Here is a 21,899-nt window from a genome sequence, read left to right as displayed (position 1 = left end):
CGATGTTCAATTGTAGGTATACTTTAATTTAGGTATAATCCTAATTAATGGTATTTTTGTATTTTGGGCTGGAGGTGTTAGGTTGCAGCGAACGATACGTGAAATATTAGATCGATATATACAGGAGCAGCAACTATCTATATCCAAGTTTTCACAGTTATCTGATATTAATACAGGAACGTTAAGCCGCATATTAAAGGGCACAAAGCCAATCTCACTACAACAACTACAACAGATTACATATGGCATGGAATTGCCTGAGGATGCTTTATTTGAAGAATATATAGAAGAGTGTTTTGCTTCTTTTGTGAATTTAAGGAGAATTCGACCTTTCATTTTTCGTTGCGCAGAGTTAGAACGATTGGACTGTATAGATGAAGTGTTAGGCAGATTATTGGATGACCGCCAATACAATGCTGCATTATTTGATATGGCTGAGCAGCTTTTTGAGGAAGGTAAATTAGAAGCAGCAACAGTAATTTTTAAACAAGTTGCTGAATCTGAACGATTTCAGCACTCAGAGCGCTTGGCGTTTTGCCATTATAGATTATTTATGATTGATCTAGGGGAGGATTTAGAAAGAAATCTATTAGCTGCCACGAAATTCGAGCCTTATATTAACCGTTTGCCTGAAATGAAACAATTAGATGCATTAAAGAAAGTTATGCATATTTTTGGTATGGTCCACAAATGGTCCAAGGTGGATGTATTAGCTGAACAATTGCAACAACTGGCATCATCCTTATATCATTTTGAAAAAAAACCACCTGATTTTGGCGATAAATGGACTCAGTCAGAACAACCAATCTACTACTATATATTATATTCATATTTAGCTAGGGCTACTGTTAGTGAGCACCTTAGTGACTATAGAAGAGCGTTGAAATTTGTTTCTCTTTATGGAAATGGTGAAAAGTGGGTTTGCGAGAAGGATGAAACTGCTAAGCAAATTACTCGTCAGTTTTCCGAGTGGGCGAAAATTAATTCTCTTCTGTATCGGCTAATGGATGGCGAGATAGAAGTTATTGATGAGTATATTTCCTATGTTGCAGAGCATGAAGAGGAGATATTTATTGCATTGTGTTTTATTATCCAAGCAGCTAACAAGTTTAAGATAAATATAGATGATATTTTAGAAAAGTTTTGGGTATATATCCCTCTTAAAGCTGAAGAGATAATTGCTGGAGTGTATAAAAAAGAAATAATAAAGGATGCGTATGCACGCTTTTTTATCGATCTTGCAATCTACTATTTTAACCGTAATCAAAAATTAGAAAAAGTTATACAGTATCTTTCTGCAAGTTTGGAGTTATCTATTAGTATGAATAATAAAACTAACATTATAGAATGCTTTACATTTTTAGTTTCAATATTATTACCCAAGAATTTAGTATAATCTGCAAAATACTGAGCCTTGCATAATTGCTTGTCAGTATTTTAGTAAGGGAATTCTTTAACGGATTCCTTTTTTATTATTTAGAATTTATTGATTTTTCGAGTGAGACAGAAAATAACTTCAACCTAAATATTGGCTCATTCTTGAAATCAGTGCTTGACAATAAGCTAATTTAGCGAAGGGGCAGGGAGATGGCGGAAAAGCGACAGCGGCCGCCTTTAAGGTCACATTTCTATCTAATCTCATACATGTTATAAAAGAAATGGGATCTTAACAGCGGTTGAAGCCACTCCCTGCACTGTAGCCTCTTCTTTGCATAAAATTGTCAAGCACGGATTACTATGTTCAGCCTAAATAATTTAAATTAATTTATGTCACAAGTAGCGAATACAACAAATTGACATAATTCCCTAAAATATTACATAGGGAGATAATTATATGGAAATTAAGATGGTACAGGCCCGAATTGAAAAGGCAAGAAACCAACTTCATATACTTACAGAAAAATATAATGGTCAATTTGGTCATCCTCAAGTTATTAGCCAATCTGTACTTCTCGACGAACTTATTAATCAGTATAACCGACTTCGTGAATTGCATAAAAAAAAGCCGACTGCATAAAAGCAATCGACTAGGAGCGAGAAACATTTGCCGGGTTACTCGCTCTTTTAGTTTAACAGATGACAATAAAAATGAAAACGATTTCAAACCAGGGAAAGATTATACTAAATCCTTGTTTGTCAGCTAAGTAGATTTATGTGATCTATATTAACTATCCATTAAACCTTGAAGTTTAATTGTACCATGAAATGAAATTGAAATGATATTTCAGAAATCATTTGAAAATACAAACATTAATGGGGATAATAGAGAAAGAAAGGAAAAAAATCTAACTGGGGGTCATTCAGTGGAAAAAGAAAAGAAAAAGAGAGAGATAAAAATAAAAAAAGTGAAACAAGGAAAGGGGGCAAAGTTTTTATCTATTAAAAACAAGCTAGTTTTATCTTTTGTACTTATTTTAATTATCCCAGCGTTAACAGTTGGCTTTGCAGGTTATAACTCTTCTAGCAAGCAAATTGATAAAGATCTAATCGGTAGTTCGCAAAACAGTGTAAATATGCTTAATAATTCAATAGATAGTTTCCTTACTAGCAGAATGGCAGATGTAGAATGGATGTCTCGTATGCTTCCTTTAGCTAATATTAGCGCTGTGAATGATACGAATGCTGGACAAGAAGAGTATATACGTCAGCAAATTAACGATTATAAAGAAATTCATCCAGAAGTGGAATTAGCGTATGTCGGGACAGAAAGCGGATTGTATATGAATGCACCTGAGTCTCGCGTAAATAAATTAGATTATGATTCAAGACAACGTCCTTGGTATAAGCTTGCGATGGAGAATAAAGGAAAGGTCGTTATAAGCTCCCCTTATAAATCTAGCTCAAGTGGACAGCTTGTAGTGACGGTTTCTAAGACGGCAAATGATGGCGCAGGTGTTGTTGCTGTTGACGTTAATATTGATCTCGTTGCGCAGCTAGTCAAATCTGTTCGTATAGGTGATCACGGGTATGCGTACATTTTAGATGGTACGGGGAATGTGGTTTACCATCCAACCCAAGAGGCGGGTTCTCCTGCTACAGTAGATGATCAGGCGGAACGTTTAAATCAGTCCCTAAGTGATGCATTTTCCTATACAACCTCTAACGGTGAAGCAAAAAAATTAACGTTTCAAACCAATAAAACGACAGGCTGGAAAATCGCAGGTACGATGTATGAAAGTGAGGTTGCGGAGCACGCCTCTTCCGTTCTTAAAGTGCTACTCATTGTCCTTATTACTTCTTTAGTATTAGGCGGCGCACTTGTCGTTGGGATTATTATTTCAATCTTAAAACCTTTAAGAAAGCTACAACATGCCTCTAACGTGATTAGTGAAGGGGATTTAACCGAACGTGTAGACTATGATGGCAAGGATGAGCTAGGTGATTTAAGTACTTCCTTTAACAAAATGACGGAATCGCTTCATCATGTGATTGATCAAGTAAATCAAAATGTAATGCAACTGGCAGCCTCCAGCGAAGAATTATCTTCAAGTGCAGAGCAAAGTTCCACTTCAAGTGAATATATTGCATTAGCAATTCAAAAGGTGTCCGAAGGTGCCGATCAGCAAAGTAACGCGGTTCAAGATACATATCAAGAGTTAAATACGATGATCCAGCAACTGGCATCCGTAACGGCTCAGGCAGATACCGTATCTGACATCTCGAAAGAAACGTATGACCAAGCACAGCAAGGAAATGAAACTGCACAAGCTGCTGTAGAGCAAATGAATGCAGTGGGTGAAAAGGTAGAAGGTCTGGCTGAAGCGATTCAAGGCTTTAAAACACGCTCAAGTGAGATCGTTGAAATTATTGGCTTTATTACAGCTATTGCGAGACAAACGAATTTACTTGCTTTAAATGCTTCTATTGAAGCTGCACGGGCAGGGGAGCATGGGAAAGGTTTTGCAGTGGTGGCTACAGAAATAAGGCGTTTAGCAGAGCAGTCCAATGAATCCGCAGCGCAAATCACCGAGCTTGTAACCGCAATTGAACAAGAAGCGGAAGAAGCAGTGGAGGCGATGAGCCTTGTGAGTCATGAGGTGAAGGAAGGCGTAGGCAAGGTGGATGAGACTGGAGTAGTGTTCGGTCAAATTCAACAAGCGATTAGACAGGTTGCAGACCAAGTTAGTCAGGTAAGTGAAGCTTCTAAGCAAATGTCAGTAGGGGCAAATAAAGTGGACACCCTCATGCACCATGTACATGAAGTTGCAGAGCAATCCTCGTCCAGCATCCAAGATGTTGTGGCAAGTACTGAGGAGCAGTTAGCAACAATGGAGGAAATCTCTGCATCATCTACAATGCTGGCAAAAATGGCAGAGGATCTGCAAGAAGTTATAATTAAATTTAGAATTTAAAGTAATATTTTACTGTAATTGCGTGACGAAAACAAGAGTCTAATTACTCAATTTTGGGTAAGCTTCTTTTTTTTGTGTATCTAGTATAGTTTGTTTTTGCCTTTTGGTGAAGTTGACTATATTTTTAGAAATGATTTAAATATAACAATAAGAATGACGATATAGAGGTGAGATAAACTATTTGGAGGTCAAATAATGAAAAAAGTAAATAAGAAGAAGGAACTAAAAGTCCCCAAAACAAGACTCAAATTCCTTACTATTAAAAACAAGCTAATGTTATCTTTTATATTCATTTTGGTAGTTCCAACTTTGACCATAGGGGTAATTGGCTATACTACATCGAAAGGAAAGCTTAGTACTGAACTACAAGAGGGCGCTCAAAATAGTGTGACTATGCTCAATGAAGTCATTAACAACTTCTTTAAAGGCAAGGCTGGCGAAATCGAATTTATGTCCAAAATGTTTACAGCGGGCGATGTGACACCAGTAGACGGTACAAATGTTGGGCATGATGATTTCATACGACAACAGCTTAATAACTATAAGGAAATTCATCCTGAAGTAGAACTTGCCTTTGTAGGGACAGATACAGGATTATATATGAATGCACCTGAGTCACAAAAAAATAAATTAGACTACGACCCAAGAAAACGTCCATGGTATCAGGATACGATGGCAAAAAAAGGCGAGGTCTATATTAGCTCACCCTATAAGTCTAGTACAAGTGGAAATGTACTTGTTACCGTTGGGAAAGTAACGGAGGATGGACGAGGAGTTGCAGCTGCATCCGTACGTATTGATCAATTAGCGGAGATGGTGAAATCCGTTAGTATTGGAGATTATGGGTACGCTTATATTGTAGATGCACTTGGTAATATCGTATATCATCCCAACCTTGAGGCGGGAGAAGCAGCCACTGTAGATGAGCAAGTAGAGCGAATGAGTAAAAAGCCAGCAGATTCTTTCTCATTTACTGCTTCTGATGGGGAAGTTAAAAATCTAGTCTATCAAACAAGTGAAACTACAGGCTGGAAAATAGTCGGTACGATGTATGAGCGTGAGGTTGGCGAGCATGCCTCTTCCATTCTTAGAGTTCTAGTGTATGTGATGATAACATCGTTAGTCATTGGTGGCGCGCTTGTATTTGGAATTATTATTTCTATACTTAAACCTTTGAGAAGGCTACAACATGCGTCTAACGTCATTAGTGAAGGCGATTTAACCGAACGTGTAGACTATCAAGGTAATGATGAATTAGGGGAATTAAGCACCTCCTTTAACAAAATGACGGAGTCACTACATCATGTGATTGAGCAAGTGAATCAAAATGTGATGCAACTCGCAGCCTCCAGTGAAGAATTGTCCTCTAGCGCAGATCAAAGCTCCACTTCGAGTGAATACATTGCGTTAGCGATTCAAAAGGTATCCGAAGGCGCCGATCAACAAAGCAATGCGGTTCAAGATACATACCAAGAGTTAAATACGATGATCCAGCAGCTGGCATCCGTAACGACTCAGGCAGATACGGTATCAGATATCTCCAACCAGACGTATGACCAAGCACAGCAAGGAAATGAAACTGCGCAAGCTGCCGTGGAGCAAATGAATGCAGTGGGCGAAAAAGTTGAAAGTCTAGCGGTAGCGATTCAAGGCTTTAAGACGCGCTCAAATGAAATCGTTGAAATTATTGGTTTTATTTCCTCCATAGCAAGACAAACGAATTTACTTGCTTTAAATGCTTCTATTGAAGCGGCAAGAGCTGGTGAGCATGGAAAAGGTTTTGCTGTCGTTGCGACTGAAATCCGTCATTTAGCAGAACAGTCGAATCAATCGGCAGCGCAAATCACTGAGCTTGTGACTGCAATCGAGCAAGAAGCGGAAGAAGCGGTGGAAGCGATGAGCCTTGTGAGTCATGAGGTGAAGGAAGGCGTAAGCAAGGTGGATGAGACTGGAGTAGTGTTCGGTCAAATTCAACAAGCAATTAGACAAGTGGCAGACCAAGTGAGCCAGGTTAGTGAAGCCTCGAAGCAAATGGCAGCAGGAGCTAACAACGTGGACAATCTGATGCATCATGTGCACGAGGTTGCAGAGCAATCCTCATCGAGCATCCAAGATGTCGTGGCAAGCACAGAGGAGCAATTAGCGACAATGGAGGAAATCTCTGCATCATCTACAATGCTGGCAAAAATGGCAGAGGATCTTCAACAAGTCATTATTAAATTTAAAATGTAGAGCTTAAATTTATTAAGATGTCAATCATTTGAATTTACCTAGCGTATCCTGATGAAAATATTAGGGTACGTTTTTTTTATCCCATGTTTGTGGGATAGGAACAGTGAGAATAGAAAACTATAATTATTTATACATAAATACTTAGATGCTTGAGCAAGGGGGCAAGGGATGATGAACAAGGACAATATTGTTGTCATTGGTGGCTATGGACAGGTGGGCCAGACGATTTGTAATCGATTGGGCGAAAAGTTCCCTGGGAAGGTTATAGCTGCTGGACGCAGTTTAAATAAAGCAAAGGCGTTTTGTGATACTACACAAGGGAAGGTTTTACCCTTACAGCTTGATATTACGAAACCGATAGACCCTACCGTAATGGAACAGGCGGCGGTGATTGTGATGTGTATGGATCAGCAGGATACACATATTGTTGAGCTATGCGCTCAGACAGGTACGCATTATGTTGATATTACAGCAAGTTATCCTTTTTTTGAACAGGTAGAGAAGTTGGACAAGGATTTTGCTAAGTCGGGCTCCACTGCCTTATTGAGCGTTGGACTCGCACCAGGCGTAACCAATTTGTTAGCGTTAGAAGCGCAAAAATATATTTCACAGAACAAACAAGCCGACATTTCCATCTTGCTTGGATTAGGTGAAGCACATGGTCAAGCGGCGATGGAATGGACTATAGGTGGAATGAACGAAACCTTTACCGTAATTGAAAAAAGCAAATCAAAAACCGTTTCAAGCTTTACAGAAGGGAAGGTTGTCAACTTTGGAAAGCAACTTGGCAAGCGTACAGCGTACCGCTTTAACTTTAGTGACCAGCAAGTGCTACCTACGACGTTAAACATTCCTACAGTTTCAACACGAATGTGCCTAGATTCTAGGTTTATTAATGCCTTATTAGGCTTATCTAAAAAGTTAGGTATACTGAAGTTGTTAAAATATCGTCCTATTCGTGGTACTTTTATGGCAATGATGGGGTTGTTAGCGGGCGGAAAACCACAATTTGCGGTAAAGGTAGATTCTTGGGGGGATGATGCAGTTCATGTTCAGCAATACTTGTATGGACTAAAAGAGGCGGAAATTACCGCTATCGTGGCTGCAAAGGTTGTTGAAAAAGTCTATCGTGGAGGGTTGGCACATGGTGTTTATCATATTGAACAACTATTCCAGCTCCAAGAAATACTCACTGCAATTGGCTCCAAGGTGGAATATATGATCGAAGTGAGTTAAGCTTGCATAGACACTTGCACACGTCAAAATGTTATGCTAGCATGAAGTAAACGCATACAAATGTTGGGTTGTCACTGTTTAATCAGGCAAAACCATTTACCTATTGAGATAGGTATGGTTTTGCCTTTTTTGCGTAAGTCTAATAATTAGGTTTGTTCAGGCAAGTGTATATGGGTAGAGTTTAGTTCAACAAATATAAAATCGGAGGGTGATGTTATGACAGCAGCACAGCGAAAATCAAGTTTCCCAAGTGATTTCTTATGGGGAGGAGCTACAGCAGCGAACCAGCTTGAGGGGGCTTATCTTGAAGGTGGAAAAGGGTTGACCACAGTGGATTTACTTCCTACGGGCCCAGAGCGTATGAAAATTGCAATGGGAGCATTAAACTCCTTTGAACCAAGTCCAGAGCAATTTTACCCTTCACATGAAGCGATTGATTTTTATCACCGCTACAAGGAGGATATTGCTTTATTTGCCGAGATGGGCTTTAAATGCTTCCGTATGTCTATTGCTTGGTCAAGAATTTTTCCAAATGGGGATGAGGCTACGCCAAATGAGGCAGGTCTACAATTTTACGATGATGTTTTTGACGAATTACTGAAATATAACATTGAGCCTGTCGTGACGATTTGCCATTTTGACATTCCAGTACATTTAGTGAAAGCATATGGTGGTTGGAAAAATCGAGTGATGGTTGAGCTATATGAGAAGTATGCAACCACATTATTTAAACGTTATAAAAATAAAGTAAAATACTGGATGACCTTTAATGAAATTAATATGCTGCTTCATCTTCCGTTTATCGGTGCAGGGATGGTATTTGAGGAAGGTGAAGATAAAAATAAAATATTGTATCAAGCGGCTCACCATGAATTAGTTGCAAGTGCGTTAGCGGTAAAGGCTTGTCACGAAATCATTCCAGAGGCGAAAATCGGCTGTATGTTGGCGGCGGGGGCTGTATATCCTTATAGCAGTAACCCTGATGATGTGTGGCGTGCGATGGAGCTAGACAGAGAAAACTTCTTCTTCATTGATGTGCAATCCAAAGGGTACTACCCTGGTTATACGAAACGTTTCTTCCGTGACCATGGGATTGAAATTAAGATGGAAGCTCAGGATGAGCAACTTTTACGTGATAATACAGTTGACTATATTGGTTTTAGTTATTATTCAAGTCGTTGTATTAGCACAGACCCAGAAATTTTGTCACAAATGACGGAAGGCAATGCGTTCCCATCTGTCGAAAACCCTTATTTAAAAGCATCCGAATGGGGTTGGCCGATTGATCCAAAGGGTCTACGGATTACATGTAATCAGTTATATGACCGTTATAACAAGCCATTATTTATTGTGGAAAATGGACTTGGTGCTGTGGATACGTTAGAAGGAGAAGAGATTCACGATCAGTATCGGATCGATTATTTGAGAGGTCACTTTGCTGAGATGGCAGAGGCACTTGAGGATGGCGTAGAAATTCTCGGCTATACCAGTTGGGGGCCAATCGATTTAGTGAGTGCTGGAACTGGCGAAATGAAAAAACGCTATGGCTATATTTATGTAGATAGACAGAATGATGGTACTGGATCTTTACGGAGAATTAAAAAGGATAGCTTCCATTTCTATAAAAAGGTCATTGAAAGTAATGGCAGTGAGTTTACGCCAACAGCTAGTCATTCAAGTCATTAAGTGAAAGAGAAAGAGATTGCTGATTGTAGGAAAAGTGATAAGTAAGTAAACAGAAGCTCCTAGATGTCGATTAGGGACTAAACCGATGGACATTTAGGAGCTTTAGTAATCAATCGTGAATGATACTTTTCACTTGTCTTCGTTTAATAAGGATTTTCAACCTTCTTCAAAATTTGATCCACGATTGATTTTTCCTTTTCACCTAAAGGTGTGCTTTCCTTAAACTCATCTAGCTCTTTTTTTATTTTGGTATATTCCACGTAGCTAAGATTGTAGCCAATCGAAGAAATTACTTGCTTTTGCATGGCTTCATTTTCGATACTCGCGAGCGTAATAATGACCGCTTCTTTATCTTTCATAAACACTTGACCCACAATGCTGGCATAGCTTTCCGATAGAACACCATCAAATTGATTGTTGCTTGCAAGGAACAACGCATTATAATTGTCCGGAGTAATTTTATCACTATGCTTGACTAAGTAGTCCATAATATCGATACCATTGTTGTCTTGTTCAGCTGTTAGCTTGGAGAAATCGACACCCTCAAGGTTTTTTACTAATTCCGCAACCTTTTCTTGAACCTCTAGCTTACTGTTGTAGATGGTTAAAAGGTTTTCCTCTTTCGTCAGCGTTGCAGGTTCGGCTGTCGCAGGACTAGTTGGTTCCGATTGTTCTTGTTCATTTTTTACCGTTTGGACATTTTGTGGATTTTGATCGGTCTTTGGTTTTTCCTCTTTAGAGGTCGCATCCATTGATGAACAAGCACTAACTAGTATGAGGCACAATACCATCGTGGTGAAGGCTAACATTTTCTTTTTTATATTCTTTTTAATATTCATTCTGATCCCCCTTGGTGAAGCTTTGTTAAGCATATATAAACTAAATTGATTAGATTATAACTTTTTATAATCTATCTTACTCTCATCTATTATAACGTAACAGGCAGATTAAAAGTTGCTCATGAGTCTCCATAGCAAAGAACGCCTACACATACAAACTTACAAAAAAATCAACCCTATGATCTAAATGACCATAAGGTTGATTTTGAATGAATTCTATATTAGGCTTGCAAGCTAGTTGCTTCATATGCTTGTACTTGCAGTGGAGCCGCCATAAATTGTGGGGCCTGACTTACAAAGGCTTGAAAATGACTGCTTGCATTGTGATGCGCAATCGCTTCTTGATCCTTCCACACTTCGATCATAATATACGTATTAGGTTGCTCCGTATGTTCAAGTAGCTCGTATGAAATGTTCCCTTGTTCTTCTCTGGATGCTGCTTGTAGCGTCTTCATTTCTTCTAAGAATTGTGTTTTAGCGGTAGCTTGAATTTGCATTTTAGCATGAACGACGATCATGGTTTGAGACGCCTCCTTATTTCCACTCCGCAACTTTTTCAGTAGGTAGACGGTAGGAATGATATCCTGCATCTGCAGCTTTACCGATAGAAATTAACATAATTGGCAAATAACGTTCTTTATCTAGACCAAATGCTTCCGCAATTTGATCCTTTTCGTATCCGCCAATCGGGCAAGTATCATAGCCATAAGCACGAGCAACTAGCATAAGCTGCATTGCAACTAACCCCCCATCAATTAACACTGTATCTTTGTTAACCTGTGGATCAATATTTGCAAAATGGTTAGATAGTGCTGCAACTTGTCTATCTTTCACTTCTTGTGGCATAAGTCCAAGCTCTACTGCGGTACCATAAATTTCTTCCAAGTTATCGTAGTTTCTAAGGTCGCCAAACAGGGCAATCATCGCAGAGGATGTATTTACTTGGGTTTGGTTGAATTTAGCAAGTGGCGCCAATTTCGCTTTACCTTCTTCACTCTCAATAACTAGGAAACGCCATGGCTGCATGTTGGTAGAGGATGGAGCTGTCATTGCTTTGTTTAAGATTTCAGTCATTTCTTCTTTGCTAATTTTTACAGTTGGATCATAACTCCGTACAGAATGGCGACCAGTTACAATTGCGTTAAAATCATTATTTTTACTCATATTATGTTTCTCTCCTTTTGTATTATACAATTATAATTTTTCAATATTTTGAATTAATCGGGTTAACAGAGCAGTTAATGCTTGTGTATCTTCGGGGCTAAAGCCAGAAAATAGTTGATTCATAAAGGTCTGTTTTTCCAAACAGTAGGTTTCCATCTTCTGATGACCTTGTGCTGTAAGTAATACTAATGTAATCCGATTATCATCGGGATTGGTACGTCTAGTTACCATATTAGAAGCCTCAAGCTGCTTCAAATGGCGAGTAATCGCAGCACTATCAATGCCCACTTGCTTTTGTAATTCAGTCTGACTCAGTTCATTTGCTTCAAATAAAGTCATTAATAAATGTAAGCGAGATGGACTGATGCCTGCGCATCTTTCAAACTTTGGACTTAATTGCTTGTTTAGCAATTGTAGTTGGTCAAAAGCTTCTGTTGCATTTTGTTTAGAGTAGGTCAAGAGATACCCCCTTTATTAAATTTAATTGTTATTAATTGATTGACGTATCAATGATTGACTCCTCAAGTAATATAATATATTGCTTTTAAAAATGCAACCCCTTTTTTGCTATTCTTAATTCTTGTTTATGTTTTCCTTTAAGTTAATAATAAAAACAGGATATTTACTAAAATGAACATTAGGAAGAGGGGAGATTATGACTGAGCGTATTCCTTGTATAAGCGTAGATTGTACTGCAACAATTTTACCAACCACTGCCGCAAAGACAGGGGGGTATTGTATGCCATGTTATCAGGTAATTCAGCATGAAGCGCATATGCGTTATGTAGAAGAGAATCGGAGAACGGTTGATTTATATGAAGGGGTCACGGACCCAGTAGAGATTCTCAAAATCATATATACACCTAGACCTTATGACGAACTAATAAAATATGTACCTTCTCCGCTAACAGAAGAGCAGCTTTATTTACAATTAAATCAATGCCAGATGACAGAGATGGAGCAATATGCAAAAGAGAAGTGGTTACTTGGAGATGAAAACGTTGGCTGGAAAATTGTGTTGAGTTTAAGCTGCTATCGTGATTATATTCTTTCGGATGAGATGCTTCAGCTTGCGCTAAAGGGAAGTTATAATGCAGCCATTTTGTTTAGAAATGCCCCTGATTCCATTCGTGATCAATGCTTAGCTCAGATTGAGATAGATAAAAATAAGAGACAAACACTTTTATTAGCCTTAGCATGGATTGGAGACGATCAGGTTGTCGAGCAATTTAATCAATGGCGTCTTAACCCGCCAAGCTGGGCAAATGAAATGTATGTTCCAGTAGAAAAATTTAATTATGAAGCAGGCTGGGAATTAACTGCTGAGGGTAAAAGACAGGATTTATTTTTACCTGTGAATTATGGGATCGAATATCGTAACGCTCATAATGAAAACGATGCTGAGAGACAAGATCATGTTGATCTTGATCGTAACCCTTCCGCTGAATTTAAGCTACTTGCCCCAAGCAAGCATACTTGTGCGTGGTGTGGTGGGGAACTAACGAAGCTTATTGAGCTAGGTAGTCAGCATGTTGCAGTGAAGGAACTAGGATGGCCTTATCCTTACATTACGATTGAAACCTGTCTCAACTGTAGTGCCTATGGTGAAATTTTTATGGAAATGAATGAAAATGGTGAAGTGATATGGAGTAAATATAATCGCAAACCAAGTTATTTACCGGAGCTGGATGAAGCTGCTACAACCTTTACTTTAAAAGAAACCTTTAAATTAGCACAACAGCCAAGAGCCCTATACCATAGCGCAGAATGGATGCTAGAGGGAACAAATTCTCAAATCGGTGGTCATCCTGGATGGATTCAAGATGCTTATTTTCCAACCTGCCCCTGCTGCAGTAAAAAGATGATATTTATCGGGCAAGTTGACTTTGAGCAGGTTACTGATAGTTACGAAGGGATTTATTATATGTTCATATGTTCTGCGGATCAAATCACGACGACATTATTCCAACAAACTTAAAGCGTTTTATCATTTGATTGAACACCAGCATTTGGGTAAGATAGAGACAAGCTATTTATATAATGACAGGAGGCGTAATCATTGCTTAAAACTAAAATTATTTGTACGTTAGGACCTGCATGTGATTCAGTAGATACACTAAAACAAATGATTCAGGCCGGGATGACGGTTGGGCGACTTAATATGGCACATGGAGAGCTGGAGGAGCATGTAGCTAGAATAAAGCGTGTACGTCAAGCAGCAGCAGAGCTACATACCTTTATTCCGATTATGATGGATATTAAAGGACCTGAGGTGCGAATTGGCAAGCTAAAGGAAGAGTCTTGTTTGCTACTGGCAGGTCATGAACTGATTTTGACAGCGGATGACATCTTAGGAGATGCAGAGCGGATTAGTGTCAACTATCCTGATATGCCTAAAGTCGTTAAAGCGGGAGATCGTCTATTAATTGATGATGGCTTAGTTGAGTTAACCGTTTTATCTACGGAAGGCAATGATATCCATTGTAAAATTGTGAGTGGTGGCGTATTGAAGCCACGTAAGGGCGTTAACCTTCCTGGGATTAAAACGACATTACCTGGTGTAACGGAAAGAGATATTAAGCACATTCAATTTGGCTTAGAAAATGATGTAGAGATGATCGCAGCTTCCTTTGTACGTAAAGGGGAAGATATTGAGGAAATTAGATCTATTCTAAAATCGCACAATGCAGAGCATGTACAAATTTATTCTAAGATCGAAAATGAGGAAGGCTTCCATAACTTAGATAGTATTATTAAAGCCTCAGATGGCATTATGGTGGCTCGTGGGGATCTTGGCGTTGAGGTTCCAGTTGAAGATGTGCCGATGCTACAAAAAACAATGATTGAGAAATGTAACTTAGCTGGGAAGCCAGTTATCGTTGCTACACATATGCTTGAGTCGATGCAGGTTAATCCACGTCCAACAAGAGCAGAAGTGAGTGACGTGTCTAACGCTGTTTTACAAGGTGCAGATGTTGTTATGTTATCTGGTGAATCTGCCGCAGGAAAATATCCAGTACAGGCAGTAACCACGATGGCAGCGGTCGCTCGTAAAGCGGAAGGCATGATCGACTATCATAATCAGTTTAATAAAAAACGTGAGCAGCATGCGACAGATATTACAGAGATTATTAGCCAAGGGGCTGTAAGTACAGCGCTTGAAATTGGAGCAACAGCAATTGTTGCGGCAACTGAAAGTGGATTTACCGCTCGGATGATCTCGAAGTACCGTCCAAATGTGCCTGTTATTGCGATTACACATCAAAAGCACGTTTTAGCTAAGCTTAGTTTATTATTTGGTGTAATCCCTGTGCAGGGAGAGGTTTATCCTACAACGGATGATATGTTTGAGGCAGCAAAGCAAACTGCATTCAAAACTGGTTACGCTAAAGAGGGCGATTCGATTGTCGTATCCGCAGGAATTCCGCTTGGACAAGCTGGGAATACGAACTTAATTAAGGTCATTCAGGCTTAAAAGTCTAGTTCATTTTAAGTTGGGGCTGTTCCAATTAGATTTACCTTTGGAGCAGCCTTTTATGTGAGTGAATAGGTAGAGGAGAGAATATTATTTATGGCAGGATCTAAATATTATGTTATTTGGGAAGGGCATAAGCCAGGTATATATACGAATTGGGCAGAATGTCAGAAGCATGTATCTGGATACAAAGATGCTAAATTCAAATCATATACTTCTAAGCAAGAGGCAGAAAAGGCATATGCGGAAGGATGGAAGAAGCATTGGGGCAAAGGCTCAGCAAGTGGAGGCTCTAATAAGAAGAATACCTCTACTACTACCAAGGCGACTAGTACTGAAATTGACTATGACAGCATTTCCGTTGATGTTGGAACACATGGCAACCCTGGCCCGATTGAATATCAGGGCGTAGATACACGCACAGGGGAAGTTTTATTTGCAAAAGGACCAATTGCGAAGGGGACTAACAATTTAGGTGAGTTTCTCGCAATTGTGCATTCATTGGCTTATTTAAAAAAGCTAGGCAGCAATAAAACGGTATATAGTGATTCTAGAACAGCACTTAAATGGCTACGTGATAAAAAAGTGGCGACCACACTTGTTCGTGACGAGACGACAGCAGAAGTTTGGGATTTGGTTGATCGCGCACTCGATTGGCTTCACAACAATACCTACAGCAATAAAGTATTAAAATGGGAAACAGAGGTATGGGGCGAAATTAAAGCGGATTACGGGCGTAAAGAATAAAGGGGGAATATTCCTCATAAAAACGCTTCTAGTCCAATGCTATAAATTGAGATCAGTCTTTATTGCTTGACTTATGATTAGAGTAATTCCAATATCCACTGGCGAATCTTCCCTGCGATGAGGCTGTTCGAAATCACTCCATATAACACGATCTTCAAGTGCAGTATTATGAACCAGCTTTTATGTTTTTCTGCAAAAATAGAAAATGAAGCTTACCTAACTTCATTTTAAAGAAGTAGAAAAGCTCCATATTGATACAAATTAGAGTGCACTATTATTTTTTTTCTTTTGGAATGATTTGTTTTGCAAATTCAATTAACTCCTCATCGGAAATTTTACCATTAGCAACTCTCAAACTATAGACGTATGCTTTTTTTGTTTCTGGTGCCTCATAAGCCCAAATCAATTTTTCAAGATTATTTCTTTTAATGACATCCACTCCGTTTATTTTGATTTTTTCACTGACATTTTCTCCGCTTCCATATGAGGCTGAAACTGAGGTAGCGTGGATAATTTGTAATGTAATTTCATTTTTTCCACTTACATAATTAATATTTGCATTCCAAAAGTCATCTTTAAACGGAACTGGCATTAACGCATAATCTTGCCCGTTAGCTTCAGCCTCTGCTAGGAGTTTGTTTGCAATCTCCTTCTTTTCCTCGTCCGACAGCTTGTAAATGTCAACGCCATGTTCCATGTGCACGCTTGCATCTTTAAATTTGTATTTATTATTGGCTGAAATTTCTTTAGAAAGAGGCTTATTTGGAATTCTAACCATCTTTTGTAATTGATTAAAATTAGTTATTTCATGTGACGTTCCTTTGAGTTCTATTTTCTGATTAGGGTTATTTGGCACAACATAGATAAACGCTAGTTGACCTGGTTTAATTTTATTCATCCAAATCTCGTTCATTTTTGATATTCTTTTATATTCCTCTTCGGTACGTTTATCTTCAGTATGTGTGTAGGGCTTTTCCTCAAAAAGCACCTTCCCTGATTCGCTCGTCAAAGACTGGTATTTCACCGCAGCAAATCCTGTGGAAGCTGTCAACAATGCACCTAGCAGGATAAGAAAGCTAACTTTATATTTCACTAAAAATCGCTCCTTTTTATATGATGGCTTTTCAGCTTCAATCTGACTTATAATTACATTCTGTAGGGTAGTCCCTGTAGGTTCAACCTTTTGAAACAGTAGCTTCAGATCTTCTTCCGGATGGTTCGGTTGCATACTGTTTTTCCTCCCTCGTCCGATCATAGTTTTTTCTGAATTTTTCAACAGCTCGTTGATATTTTTTGCGTAAATAAGTGGGGCTTTGATTCAGGATAAGACTGATTTCATTGTAGCTTTTGTCCTCGACACAACGAAGAATCAGCAGGCTTCGCTCCTCATTAGACAATGTGGCTAGTGCACGTAACACAGCAGGATTATAATATTTATGATCAATGGCTTGATCCACTTGGTTGTTGTCCCGATCACTTTTGTATAAAAAGGGGAGTAGCTTCATTACTTTTCGTTTACGTAGCATATCAATCGATTGATTGTAGGCAATACGGTACAGCCAAGCTTCAAAAGGACGATCAGGCTGATAGCTGTGTAGTCCTCGATAAGCTTTTAGAAATACCTCTTGCGTGCAATCCTCCGCTTCCCCATAATCCCCTAGCATATGGTAGCAATAATTAAAAATAAACTTTTCACAACGAATGACGATAATCGTAAACTGATCCTTCTCTCCTGCTAGCACGTCCTTAACAATCTGTTCATTTGTGATATCCAAGGTGCTTTTGTTCCCTCCCTTCCTTCAATTGGTTTAACGAAGGTTTGTCCATGAAATGTGACATATGTACAAAATAAAATAAAAATATAGCTAAAGGCTCACTAAAATAAGACGTAAAATGAGTCCTTACTCAAGCAGAATAAGGGTCTCATTTTACGTCTTTGTCTCTTAATATCAGTGTTTAAATTTCAATCTATTTTCTATTACTCTATTCTTACTTTACATCCAAATACAATTTTGCGATAGAGATCATTTCATTTTTGCTGATTTTACTTTTATCTACAGTTAAGAAGTGCTGGATGTGATAACCTTCTTCACTTGTTTCGGTAACAAAGCGCAGGGTACGTTCTTGATCATATTCGGCATAAATAACCTTATTATCTCCGATTTGTAGTTCCTCTGATTTAAATTTGTCATACGTTTCTTGATCTAAATTTAATGTGATTTTCTCATTGGTTCTCATTTGTGTAACTCTTACTGTCCCATTATTATAGTTACTCGTCGCATTCCAAATCTTACCTGAGTTTGGGAGTGCCTTTATAGCGTATTGCTCATCGGACTGTCTTGCCTCAGGCTCTAACTCAGCGGTAAGCTTACTTATTTCATCTTGACTTAAAGAATCCCCTTTGTAAGAGAGATTCCCACCTGTAAATTTATACTTCTTTAAAATGTTGTCTAATACTGTAGCGTCAGACCCTTCTAGCTTAGAGCGTAGCTCAGCAGGACTAGAAAGTCCAATTCCCATACCCTCTACGTTATATAGCTCACCTACATCGCCTTCACCGGCCACATAAGCGACACCCGTTTCACCAGGCTTCAAGATTTGAAGACCATAATGACTCGCTTTTAATTTGCGTAACTGCTTTTCCTTGTCGAAATCCGCAGGGCGTTCATATCTTTTTTCCTCGTACACCACTTCGCCTTTTTTGTTATCTATGGTTAAAAACTGAGATGCTGCAAATGCAGAGGAAGCAAGCAATACGCTCCCGAGTGCAACCACTGTACCTACCTTGAAAAATGATTTAGGTTTAATCATGTTATTCTCCTTTAGTTTAGACATAACAGCGTTTGTCACATCAATTTGCGGAACATCGCTATTATGAAATATTTTTTTGAGGTCTTGCGCTTGAGTGTCCTTCATCTACCTTACCTCCTGTAGCTTGAGCATAATGTTTTCTAAATTTTGATGCCGTCCTTTGAAACTTTTTTCGAAGACTATTACTATTTTGTTGTAGAATTTCCCCAATTTCCTTATAGTCTTTATCCTCAACACACCTTAAAATAAGTAAGCTACGTTCTTCAGGCGACAATTTGGACATTGCTTTGGCTACAGCTTCATCCCAGTAATGCTCTTCAATAGCCTGATCTACAGGGCGATGGTGTTCATCACTTTTATATAGAAATGGGAGGTATTTAGAGAGCTTCCGTTTGCGCAAAACATCAATACACGTATTCGAAGCAATTTTGTACAGCCAAGCTTCAAAGGATTTGTCATGTTGATAAGAACCTAATCTTTGGTATGCCTTAATAAAAGTATCTTGCGTGGCGTCCTCGGCTTCTGCATGCTGCCCTAACATATGGTAACAATACGTAAAAATTTGTTGCTGATAGGATCTCATGATTTTTTCAAATAAGGACAAATCGCCCCGCAAAACTTCTAATATAGCTTGATGTAGGTCAATTTCATCCATTTCTTCACTCCTTATCTAAAAGCCGGCTCTGTTAAAGTATATAAAGGGACATAAATTACATTTTAAAATATTTTCGACGTCGAAGATTTGCCCTTATATTTAGTACTACGATTAAGGGTGATTGAAATGTGGCATAACGCAGAAATTAATCTCATTTTTTTTCATAATTTTTCAATTTGATATTATGTTGTTCTGAGCGTACTATTGTAATTGTAGGTACAAAGAACTATGAAAAAATGTTATCGTTACTCTATTAAAAATTTATCAATTACTAGTGAATGAAAATAACCAGAATGTTTAATTATAAGAAAAGAGGGTGAGTAATTGGAACCAGTTAAAGTTAAACGTCGTATTATACCACAAACTCCTCTACAGGGCTTACAGCTAGGTTACATTTTACTGATTATGCTGGTCTTGATACAGGAGGTTTTTGTTTTTTGGCATATTCAAAACACACAAGCCTTTACGACTGTCGATTTGATTTTTAACGTTGTCGCTTTGCTTGGCTTACTTGCAGGTGTTGTTTTACCTTTTGGAGTTACCGTAGTTTCTATATTTGTATATTTTGTGTTGTATTTAGTTTGGTTAGCGACCTATGCACCCTCAGAGGTGATAACGATCACTTGGTTATTAGTGATTCCTGCTAATATGCTCGTTGCTGCACTTATTAAAACTTACTTTATACGTAGTCATCAGTTTGTCGAACGCTTAGAAAACTTAGAGCAAAGAAATCCGCAAATTGACTTAGATACTGCGCTGGGCAACAAGCTTGCATTTGCAGATGCTTTTGTGAAACAATCAAACTTAGCACGACGTTATCCTGATAAATATAATTTCTGTATTGCATTATTTAAAATTGAATTTTTACCTTTAGTGCAGGAGTCGCTTGGCGCAGAGGGTTATTCTGAATTGTTGCTTAATTTATCTGAAACGATCCAGAAGCAATTAAGATACGAAGATTATAAATTTTCGATTGATGGCGGACGATTTGTTGTTATTTGCCCATTGACTCGTCCAGAGTTTTTAGATGCGCTAACTAATCGGATCAAATGGGCGATGATGGATATGCCCGTGACAGATTTAAAAGGCGGCGCTTTGAAGCTTGTGATTCGTGCAGGTACTCTTGTGTTCCAACCGGATCAGCTTAGTCAATATGAGACCGCAGATGACATTATTAACACGTTAGAGAGAAGCACAGAAACGGACTTAATTGCTGAATTTATTTAATTAGGAAAGGAATTGGGGTAATGGCGAGTTATATAAATTGGTTTATCCCACTATGTATTGTAGTGAGTTCCTTTTTTGCGATTACGATTGTTGGTTTAACGATTGCGACATTGAGATTCCGTGCGCAAGTGTATCGAAAATATGATCGAGGGCAAAATAATGACTGATTTTATATTACTGTTTTCAATTATTAGTATTTGGATTGCCGTGACGGAAGCTATTGTTATTATGATTGGCGCCATTCGCTTTATGAGAAGGCAAAATAATAGCAAAGTTATTTTTCCAAAATCCATGGAAAATTTTCCAACGGTAACAGTTGTAGTGCCAGCACATAATGAGGAAATTGTGGTCGCCATTACGGCCGAGCATATTTTAAGACTTAATTATCCAGAGGATAAGGTTCAAATTATAATGATTGCTGACAATTGTACGGATACAACTGCTGCCAAGCTGAAGGAATTAAAGAGTCGTCCAAAGTATCAGCATCGGAATTTTCAGATTTTAGAGCGAACTGGTAAAGGGGGAAAGTCAGGTGCACTTAATGATGCCCTGAAGCTTGCTACAGGAGAATGGATTTGTGTCTATGATGCGGATGCAGCACCAGAAAAAAATGCACTTATGTTTTTAGTACAAAAGGCGTTAGAAAAGCCAGAGCTGTATGGTGCAGTATTTGGACGTAACAAGGCACGCAATCGTGGACAAAACTTTTTGTCCAAATGTATAAACCAAGAATTAGTTACCATTCAGCGTGTTCATCATACTGGCTTATGGGAATTATTTCAGGTGGGAACGATTCCAGGTACCAATTTCATTGTCAGTACGCAGCTGATGAGAGAGATTGGCGGTTGGGATGAGAACGCGATTACAGAAGATACGGCAGTCTCTTTTGAGATTATGAAAAAGGGTAAGCTGATTGCATTAGCACCTCAAGCCGAAGCGTACCAACAGGAGCCAGAGCAGTTAAGTGTATATATGAAGCAACGTGGCCGGTGGTCAAAAGGGAATTTCCATGTCATTATGGACAATTTCCATCATTTATTTGATCGTACAAGCTGGCGTATTAAGCTTCATGTGCTTTATTTTGCCGCTAGCTATTTCTGGTTTATGCTGGCGATCATTATTTCAGATATTATTTTCTTATTTAATATTGGCTATCAGGTGGCTAGATTGTTTAATCCTGCGTTGCAAAGCCCAATTCAATTTTCGAGCGACGTATATGTATATCTCGTGATCGCTTGGGCATTGATGTACTTTATTTATGTGCTACAAATTAACTTAGCTTTAGCCTCCGATATTGGGCAAAGCAACATTGAAAACTTTATCGTTTCTTGTGTTTCTTATTTCACCTATTCCCAACTGTTTCTTGTCATTTCCGTCAAAGCCTTTTGGGTCATTATCGTGGATAAGATTACAGGAAGAGAAGGAAATAAATGGTATAAAACACAGCGCTTTGGCTGAAAGGATAAGTAAAAATA

Annotated in this window: 20 protein-coding genes; 12 read left to right on the top strand and 8 right to left on the bottom strand. The window is 38.6% G+C overall.

Annotated elements, in window-relative coordinates:
* The first annotated feature begins 82 nt into the window (after nt 1-82).
* The 6 genes from ABE099_RS11660 to ABE099_RS11635 all read left to right on the top strand — a co-directional run bounded on the left by ABE099_RS11660 (nt 83) and on the right by ABE099_RS11635 (nt 9,506).
* Nucleotides 83-1,396, top strand: coding sequence for a transcriptional regulator (locus ABE099_RS11660; RefSeq protein ID WP_430030725.1), 1,314 nt, complete (start codon nt 83-85; stop codon nt 1,394-1,396).
* Nucleotides 1,397-1,834: 438 nt separating this feature from the next.
* The gene (locus ABE099_RS11655; RefSeq protein ID WP_430030722.1) at nt 1,835-2,017 is read left to right on the top strand and encodes an aspartyl-phosphate phosphatase Spo0E family protein; all 183 of its coding nucleotides are present in this window, start codon (nt 1,835-1,837) and stop codon (nt 2,015-2,017) included.
* 286 nt (nt 2,018-2,303) lie between these two features.
* The gene (locus tag ABE099_RS11650) at nt 2,304-4,352 is read left to right on the top strand and encodes a methyl-accepting chemotaxis protein (RefSeq protein ID WP_430030719.1); all 2,049 of its coding nucleotides are present in this window, start codon (nt 2,304-2,306) and stop codon (nt 4,350-4,352) included.
* A gap of 195 nt (nt 4,353-4,547) precedes the next feature.
* Complete coding sequence (locus tag ABE099_RS11645; protein ID WP_430030716.1) at nt 4,548-6,584, top strand: methyl-accepting chemotaxis protein; 2,037 nt, start codon at nt 4,548-4,550, stop codon at nt 6,582-6,584.
* 171 nt (nt 6,585-6,755) lie between these two features.
* A complete protein-coding gene (locus ABE099_RS11640) occupies nt 6,756-7,820 on the top strand; it encodes a saccharopine dehydrogenase NADP-binding domain-containing protein (RefSeq protein ID WP_430030713.1) in 1,065 nt (354 codons plus the stop codon).
* Nucleotides 7,821-8,036: 216 nt separating this feature from the next.
* Nucleotides 8,037-9,506 (top strand): 6-phospho-beta-glucosidase, encoded by a 1,470-nt coding sequence (locus ABE099_RS11635; protein ID WP_430030711.1) that lies wholly within the window; start codon nt 8,037-8,039, stop codon nt 9,504-9,506.
* 143 nt (nt 9,507-9,649) lie between these two features.
* Here ABE099_RS11635 and ABE099_RS11630 read toward each other — a convergent pair whose 3' ends face one another.
* From ABE099_RS11630 to ABE099_RS11615, 4 genes are all read right to left on the bottom strand, one after another.
* On the bottom strand, nt 9,650-10,345 hold the full coding sequence (locus ABE099_RS11630) for a hypothetical protein (protein WP_430030708.1): 696 nt from the start codon (nt 10,343-10,345) through the stop codon (nt 9,650-9,652).
* 221 nt (nt 10,346-10,566) lie between these two features.
* Nucleotides 10,567-10,863, bottom strand: a complete 297-nt coding sequence (locus tag ABE099_RS11625) for a putative quinol monooxygenase (RefSeq protein ID WP_430030705.1) — start codon at nt 10,861-10,863, stop codon at nt 10,567-10,569.
* A 16-nt stretch (nt 10,864-10,879) separates the two neighbouring features.
* Entirely contained in the window at nt 10,880-11,509 is a 630-nt protein-coding gene (locus tag ABE099_RS11620) for a nitroreductase family protein (RefSeq protein WP_430030702.1), read from the bottom strand.
* Between the two features lie 30 nt (nt 11,510-11,539).
* Nucleotides 11,540-11,968, bottom strand: a complete 429-nt coding sequence (locus ABE099_RS11615; RefSeq protein WP_430030699.1) for a MarR family winged helix-turn-helix transcriptional regulator — start codon at nt 11,966-11,968, stop codon at nt 11,540-11,542.
* Between the two features lie 196 nt (nt 11,969-12,164).
* Here ABE099_RS11615 and ABE099_RS11610 point away from each other — a divergent pair, with 196 nt between their 5' ends.
* The 3 genes from ABE099_RS11610 (at nt 12,165) to rnhA (ending at nt 15,731) form a co-directional block, all read left to right on the top strand.
* Complete coding sequence (locus ABE099_RS11610; protein WP_430030696.1) at nt 12,165-13,487, top strand: DUF1963 domain-containing protein; 1,323 nt, start codon at nt 12,165-12,167, stop codon at nt 13,485-13,487.
* An 81-nt stretch (nt 13,488-13,568) separates the two neighbouring features.
* On the top strand, nt 13,569-14,984 hold the full coding sequence (gene pyk / locus ABE099_RS11605) for a pyruvate kinase (RefSeq protein WP_430030693.1): 1,416 nt from the start codon (nt 13,569-13,571) through the stop codon (nt 14,982-14,984).
* Nucleotides 14,985-15,080: 96 nt separating this feature from the next.
* Nucleotides 15,081-15,731: a ribonuclease H gene (rnhA, locus tag ABE099_RS11600; protein ID WP_430030690.1), complete on the top strand. Its 651-nt coding sequence runs from the start codon at nt 15,081-15,083 to the stop codon at nt 15,729-15,731.
* A gap of 274 nt (nt 15,732-16,005) precedes the next feature.
* On the opposite strand, the gene ABE099_RS11595 is transcribed toward rnhA, so the two are convergent.
* The 4 genes from ABE099_RS11595 to ABE099_RS11580 form a co-directional block, all read right to left on the bottom strand.
* Nucleotides 16,006-16,824 carry a DUF4367 domain-containing protein gene (locus ABE099_RS11595; RefSeq protein ID WP_430030687.1) on the bottom strand — a complete coding sequence of 273 codons (819 nt, stop codon included), beginning with the start codon at nt 16,822-16,824 and terminating at the stop codon, nt 16,006-16,008.
* 82 nt (nt 16,825-16,906) lie between these two features.
* Nucleotides 16,907-17,506 (bottom strand): RNA polymerase sigma factor, encoded by a 600-nt coding sequence (locus ABE099_RS11590; protein WP_430030684.1) that lies wholly within the window; start codon nt 17,504-17,506, stop codon nt 16,907-16,909.
* A gap of 214 nt (nt 17,507-17,720) precedes the next feature.
* A complete protein-coding gene (locus tag ABE099_RS11585) occupies nt 17,721-18,647 on the bottom strand; it encodes a hypothetical protein (RefSeq protein ID WP_430030681.1) in 927 nt (308 codons plus the stop codon).
* On the bottom strand, nt 18,604-19,197 hold the full coding sequence (locus ABE099_RS11580) for an RNA polymerase sigma factor (RefSeq protein WP_430030678.1): 594 nt from the start codon (nt 19,195-19,197) through the stop codon (nt 18,604-18,606). Before ABE099_RS11580 ends, ABE099_RS11585 begins: the two co-directional genes overlap by 44 nt.
* Nucleotides 19,198-19,602: 405 nt before the next feature.
* On the opposite strand from ABE099_RS11580, the gene ABE099_RS11575 reads away from it, so the two are divergent.
* The 3 genes from ABE099_RS11575 to ABE099_RS11565 are packed head-to-tail and all read left to right on the top strand — an operon-like array spanning nt 19,603 to nt 21,882.
* Nucleotides 19,603-20,424, top strand: a complete 822-nt coding sequence (locus tag ABE099_RS11575) for a GGDEF domain-containing protein (RefSeq protein ID WP_430031095.1) — start codon at nt 19,603-19,605, stop codon at nt 20,422-20,424.
* 20 nt (nt 20,425-20,444) lie between these two features.
* A complete protein-coding gene (locus tag ABE099_RS11570) occupies nt 20,445-20,591 on the top strand; it encodes a hypothetical protein (protein ID WP_430030675.1) in 147 nt (48 codons plus the stop codon).
* Nucleotides 20,584-21,882: a glycosyltransferase gene (locus ABE099_RS11565; RefSeq protein ID WP_430030672.1), complete on the top strand. Its 1,299-nt coding sequence runs from the start codon at nt 20,584-20,586 to the stop codon at nt 21,880-21,882. Before ABE099_RS11570 ends, ABE099_RS11565 begins: the two co-directional genes overlap by 8 nt.
* Nucleotides 21,883-21,899: the final 17 nt, after the last annotated feature.

It is taken from the genome of Paenibacillus turicensis, assembly GCF_050461185.1.
Taxonomy (GTDB): domain Bacteria; phylum Bacillota; class Bacilli; order Paenibacillales; family Paenibacillaceae; genus Fontibacillus; species Fontibacillus turicensis_A.
The sequence above is the reverse complement of the archived record's forward strand: the minus strand, read 5'-3'. Positions and strand labels throughout refer to the sequence as shown.

Bases quoted from the DNA above. Each gene is read 5' to 3' on its own strand.
- ABE099_RS11655 (WP_430030722.1), top strand. From the start codon at position 1,835: ATGGAAATTAAGATGGTACAGGCCCGAATTGAAAAGGCAAGAAACCAA.
- ABE099_RS11645 (WP_430030716.1), top strand. From the start codon at position 4,548: ATGAAAAAAGTAAATAAGAAGAAGGAACTAAAAGTCCCCAAAACAAGA.
- ABE099_RS11640 (WP_430030713.1), top strand. From the start codon at position 6,756: ATGAACAAGGACAATATTGTTGTCATTGGTGGCTATGGACAGGTGGGC.
- ABE099_RS11635 (WP_430030711.1), top strand. From the start codon at position 8,037: ATGACAGCAGCACAGCGAAAATCAAGTTTCCCAAGTGATTTCTTATGG.
- ABE099_RS11630 (WP_430030708.1), bottom strand. From the start codon at position 10,345: ATGAATATTAAAAAGAATATAAAAAAGAAAATGTTAGCCTTCACCACG.
- ABE099_RS11625 (WP_430030705.1), bottom strand. From the start codon at position 10,863: ATGATCGTCGTTCATGCTAAAATGCAAATTCAAGCTACCGCTAAAACA.
- ABE099_RS11620 (WP_430030702.1), bottom strand. From the start codon at position 11,509: ATGAGTAAAAATAATGATTTTAACGCAATTGTAACTGGTCGCCATTCT.
- ABE099_RS11610 (WP_430030696.1), top strand. From the start codon at position 12,165: ATGACTGAGCGTATTCCTTGTATAAGCGTAGATTGTACTGCAACAATT.
- rnhA (WP_430030690.1), top strand. From the start codon at position 15,081: ATGGCAGGATCTAAATATTATGTTATTTGGGAAGGGCATAAGCCAGGT.
- ABE099_RS11585 (WP_430030681.1), bottom strand. From the start codon at position 18,647: ATGAAGGACACTCAAGCGCAAGACCTCAAAAAAATATTTCATAATAGC.
- ABE099_RS11580 (WP_430030678.1), bottom strand. From the start codon at position 19,197: ATGGATGAAATTGACCTACATCAAGCTATATTAGAAGTTTTGCGGGGC.
- ABE099_RS11575 (WP_430031095.1), top strand. From the start codon at position 19,603: ATGCTGGTCTTGATACAGGAGGTTTTTGTTTTTTGGCATATTCAAAAC.
- ABE099_RS11570 (WP_430030675.1), top strand. From the start codon at position 20,445: ATGGCGAGTTATATAAATTGGTTTATCCCACTATGTATTGTAGTGAGT.
- ABE099_RS11565 (WP_430030672.1), top strand. From the start codon at position 20,584: ATGACTGATTTTATATTACTGTTTTCAATTATTAGTATTTGGATTGCC.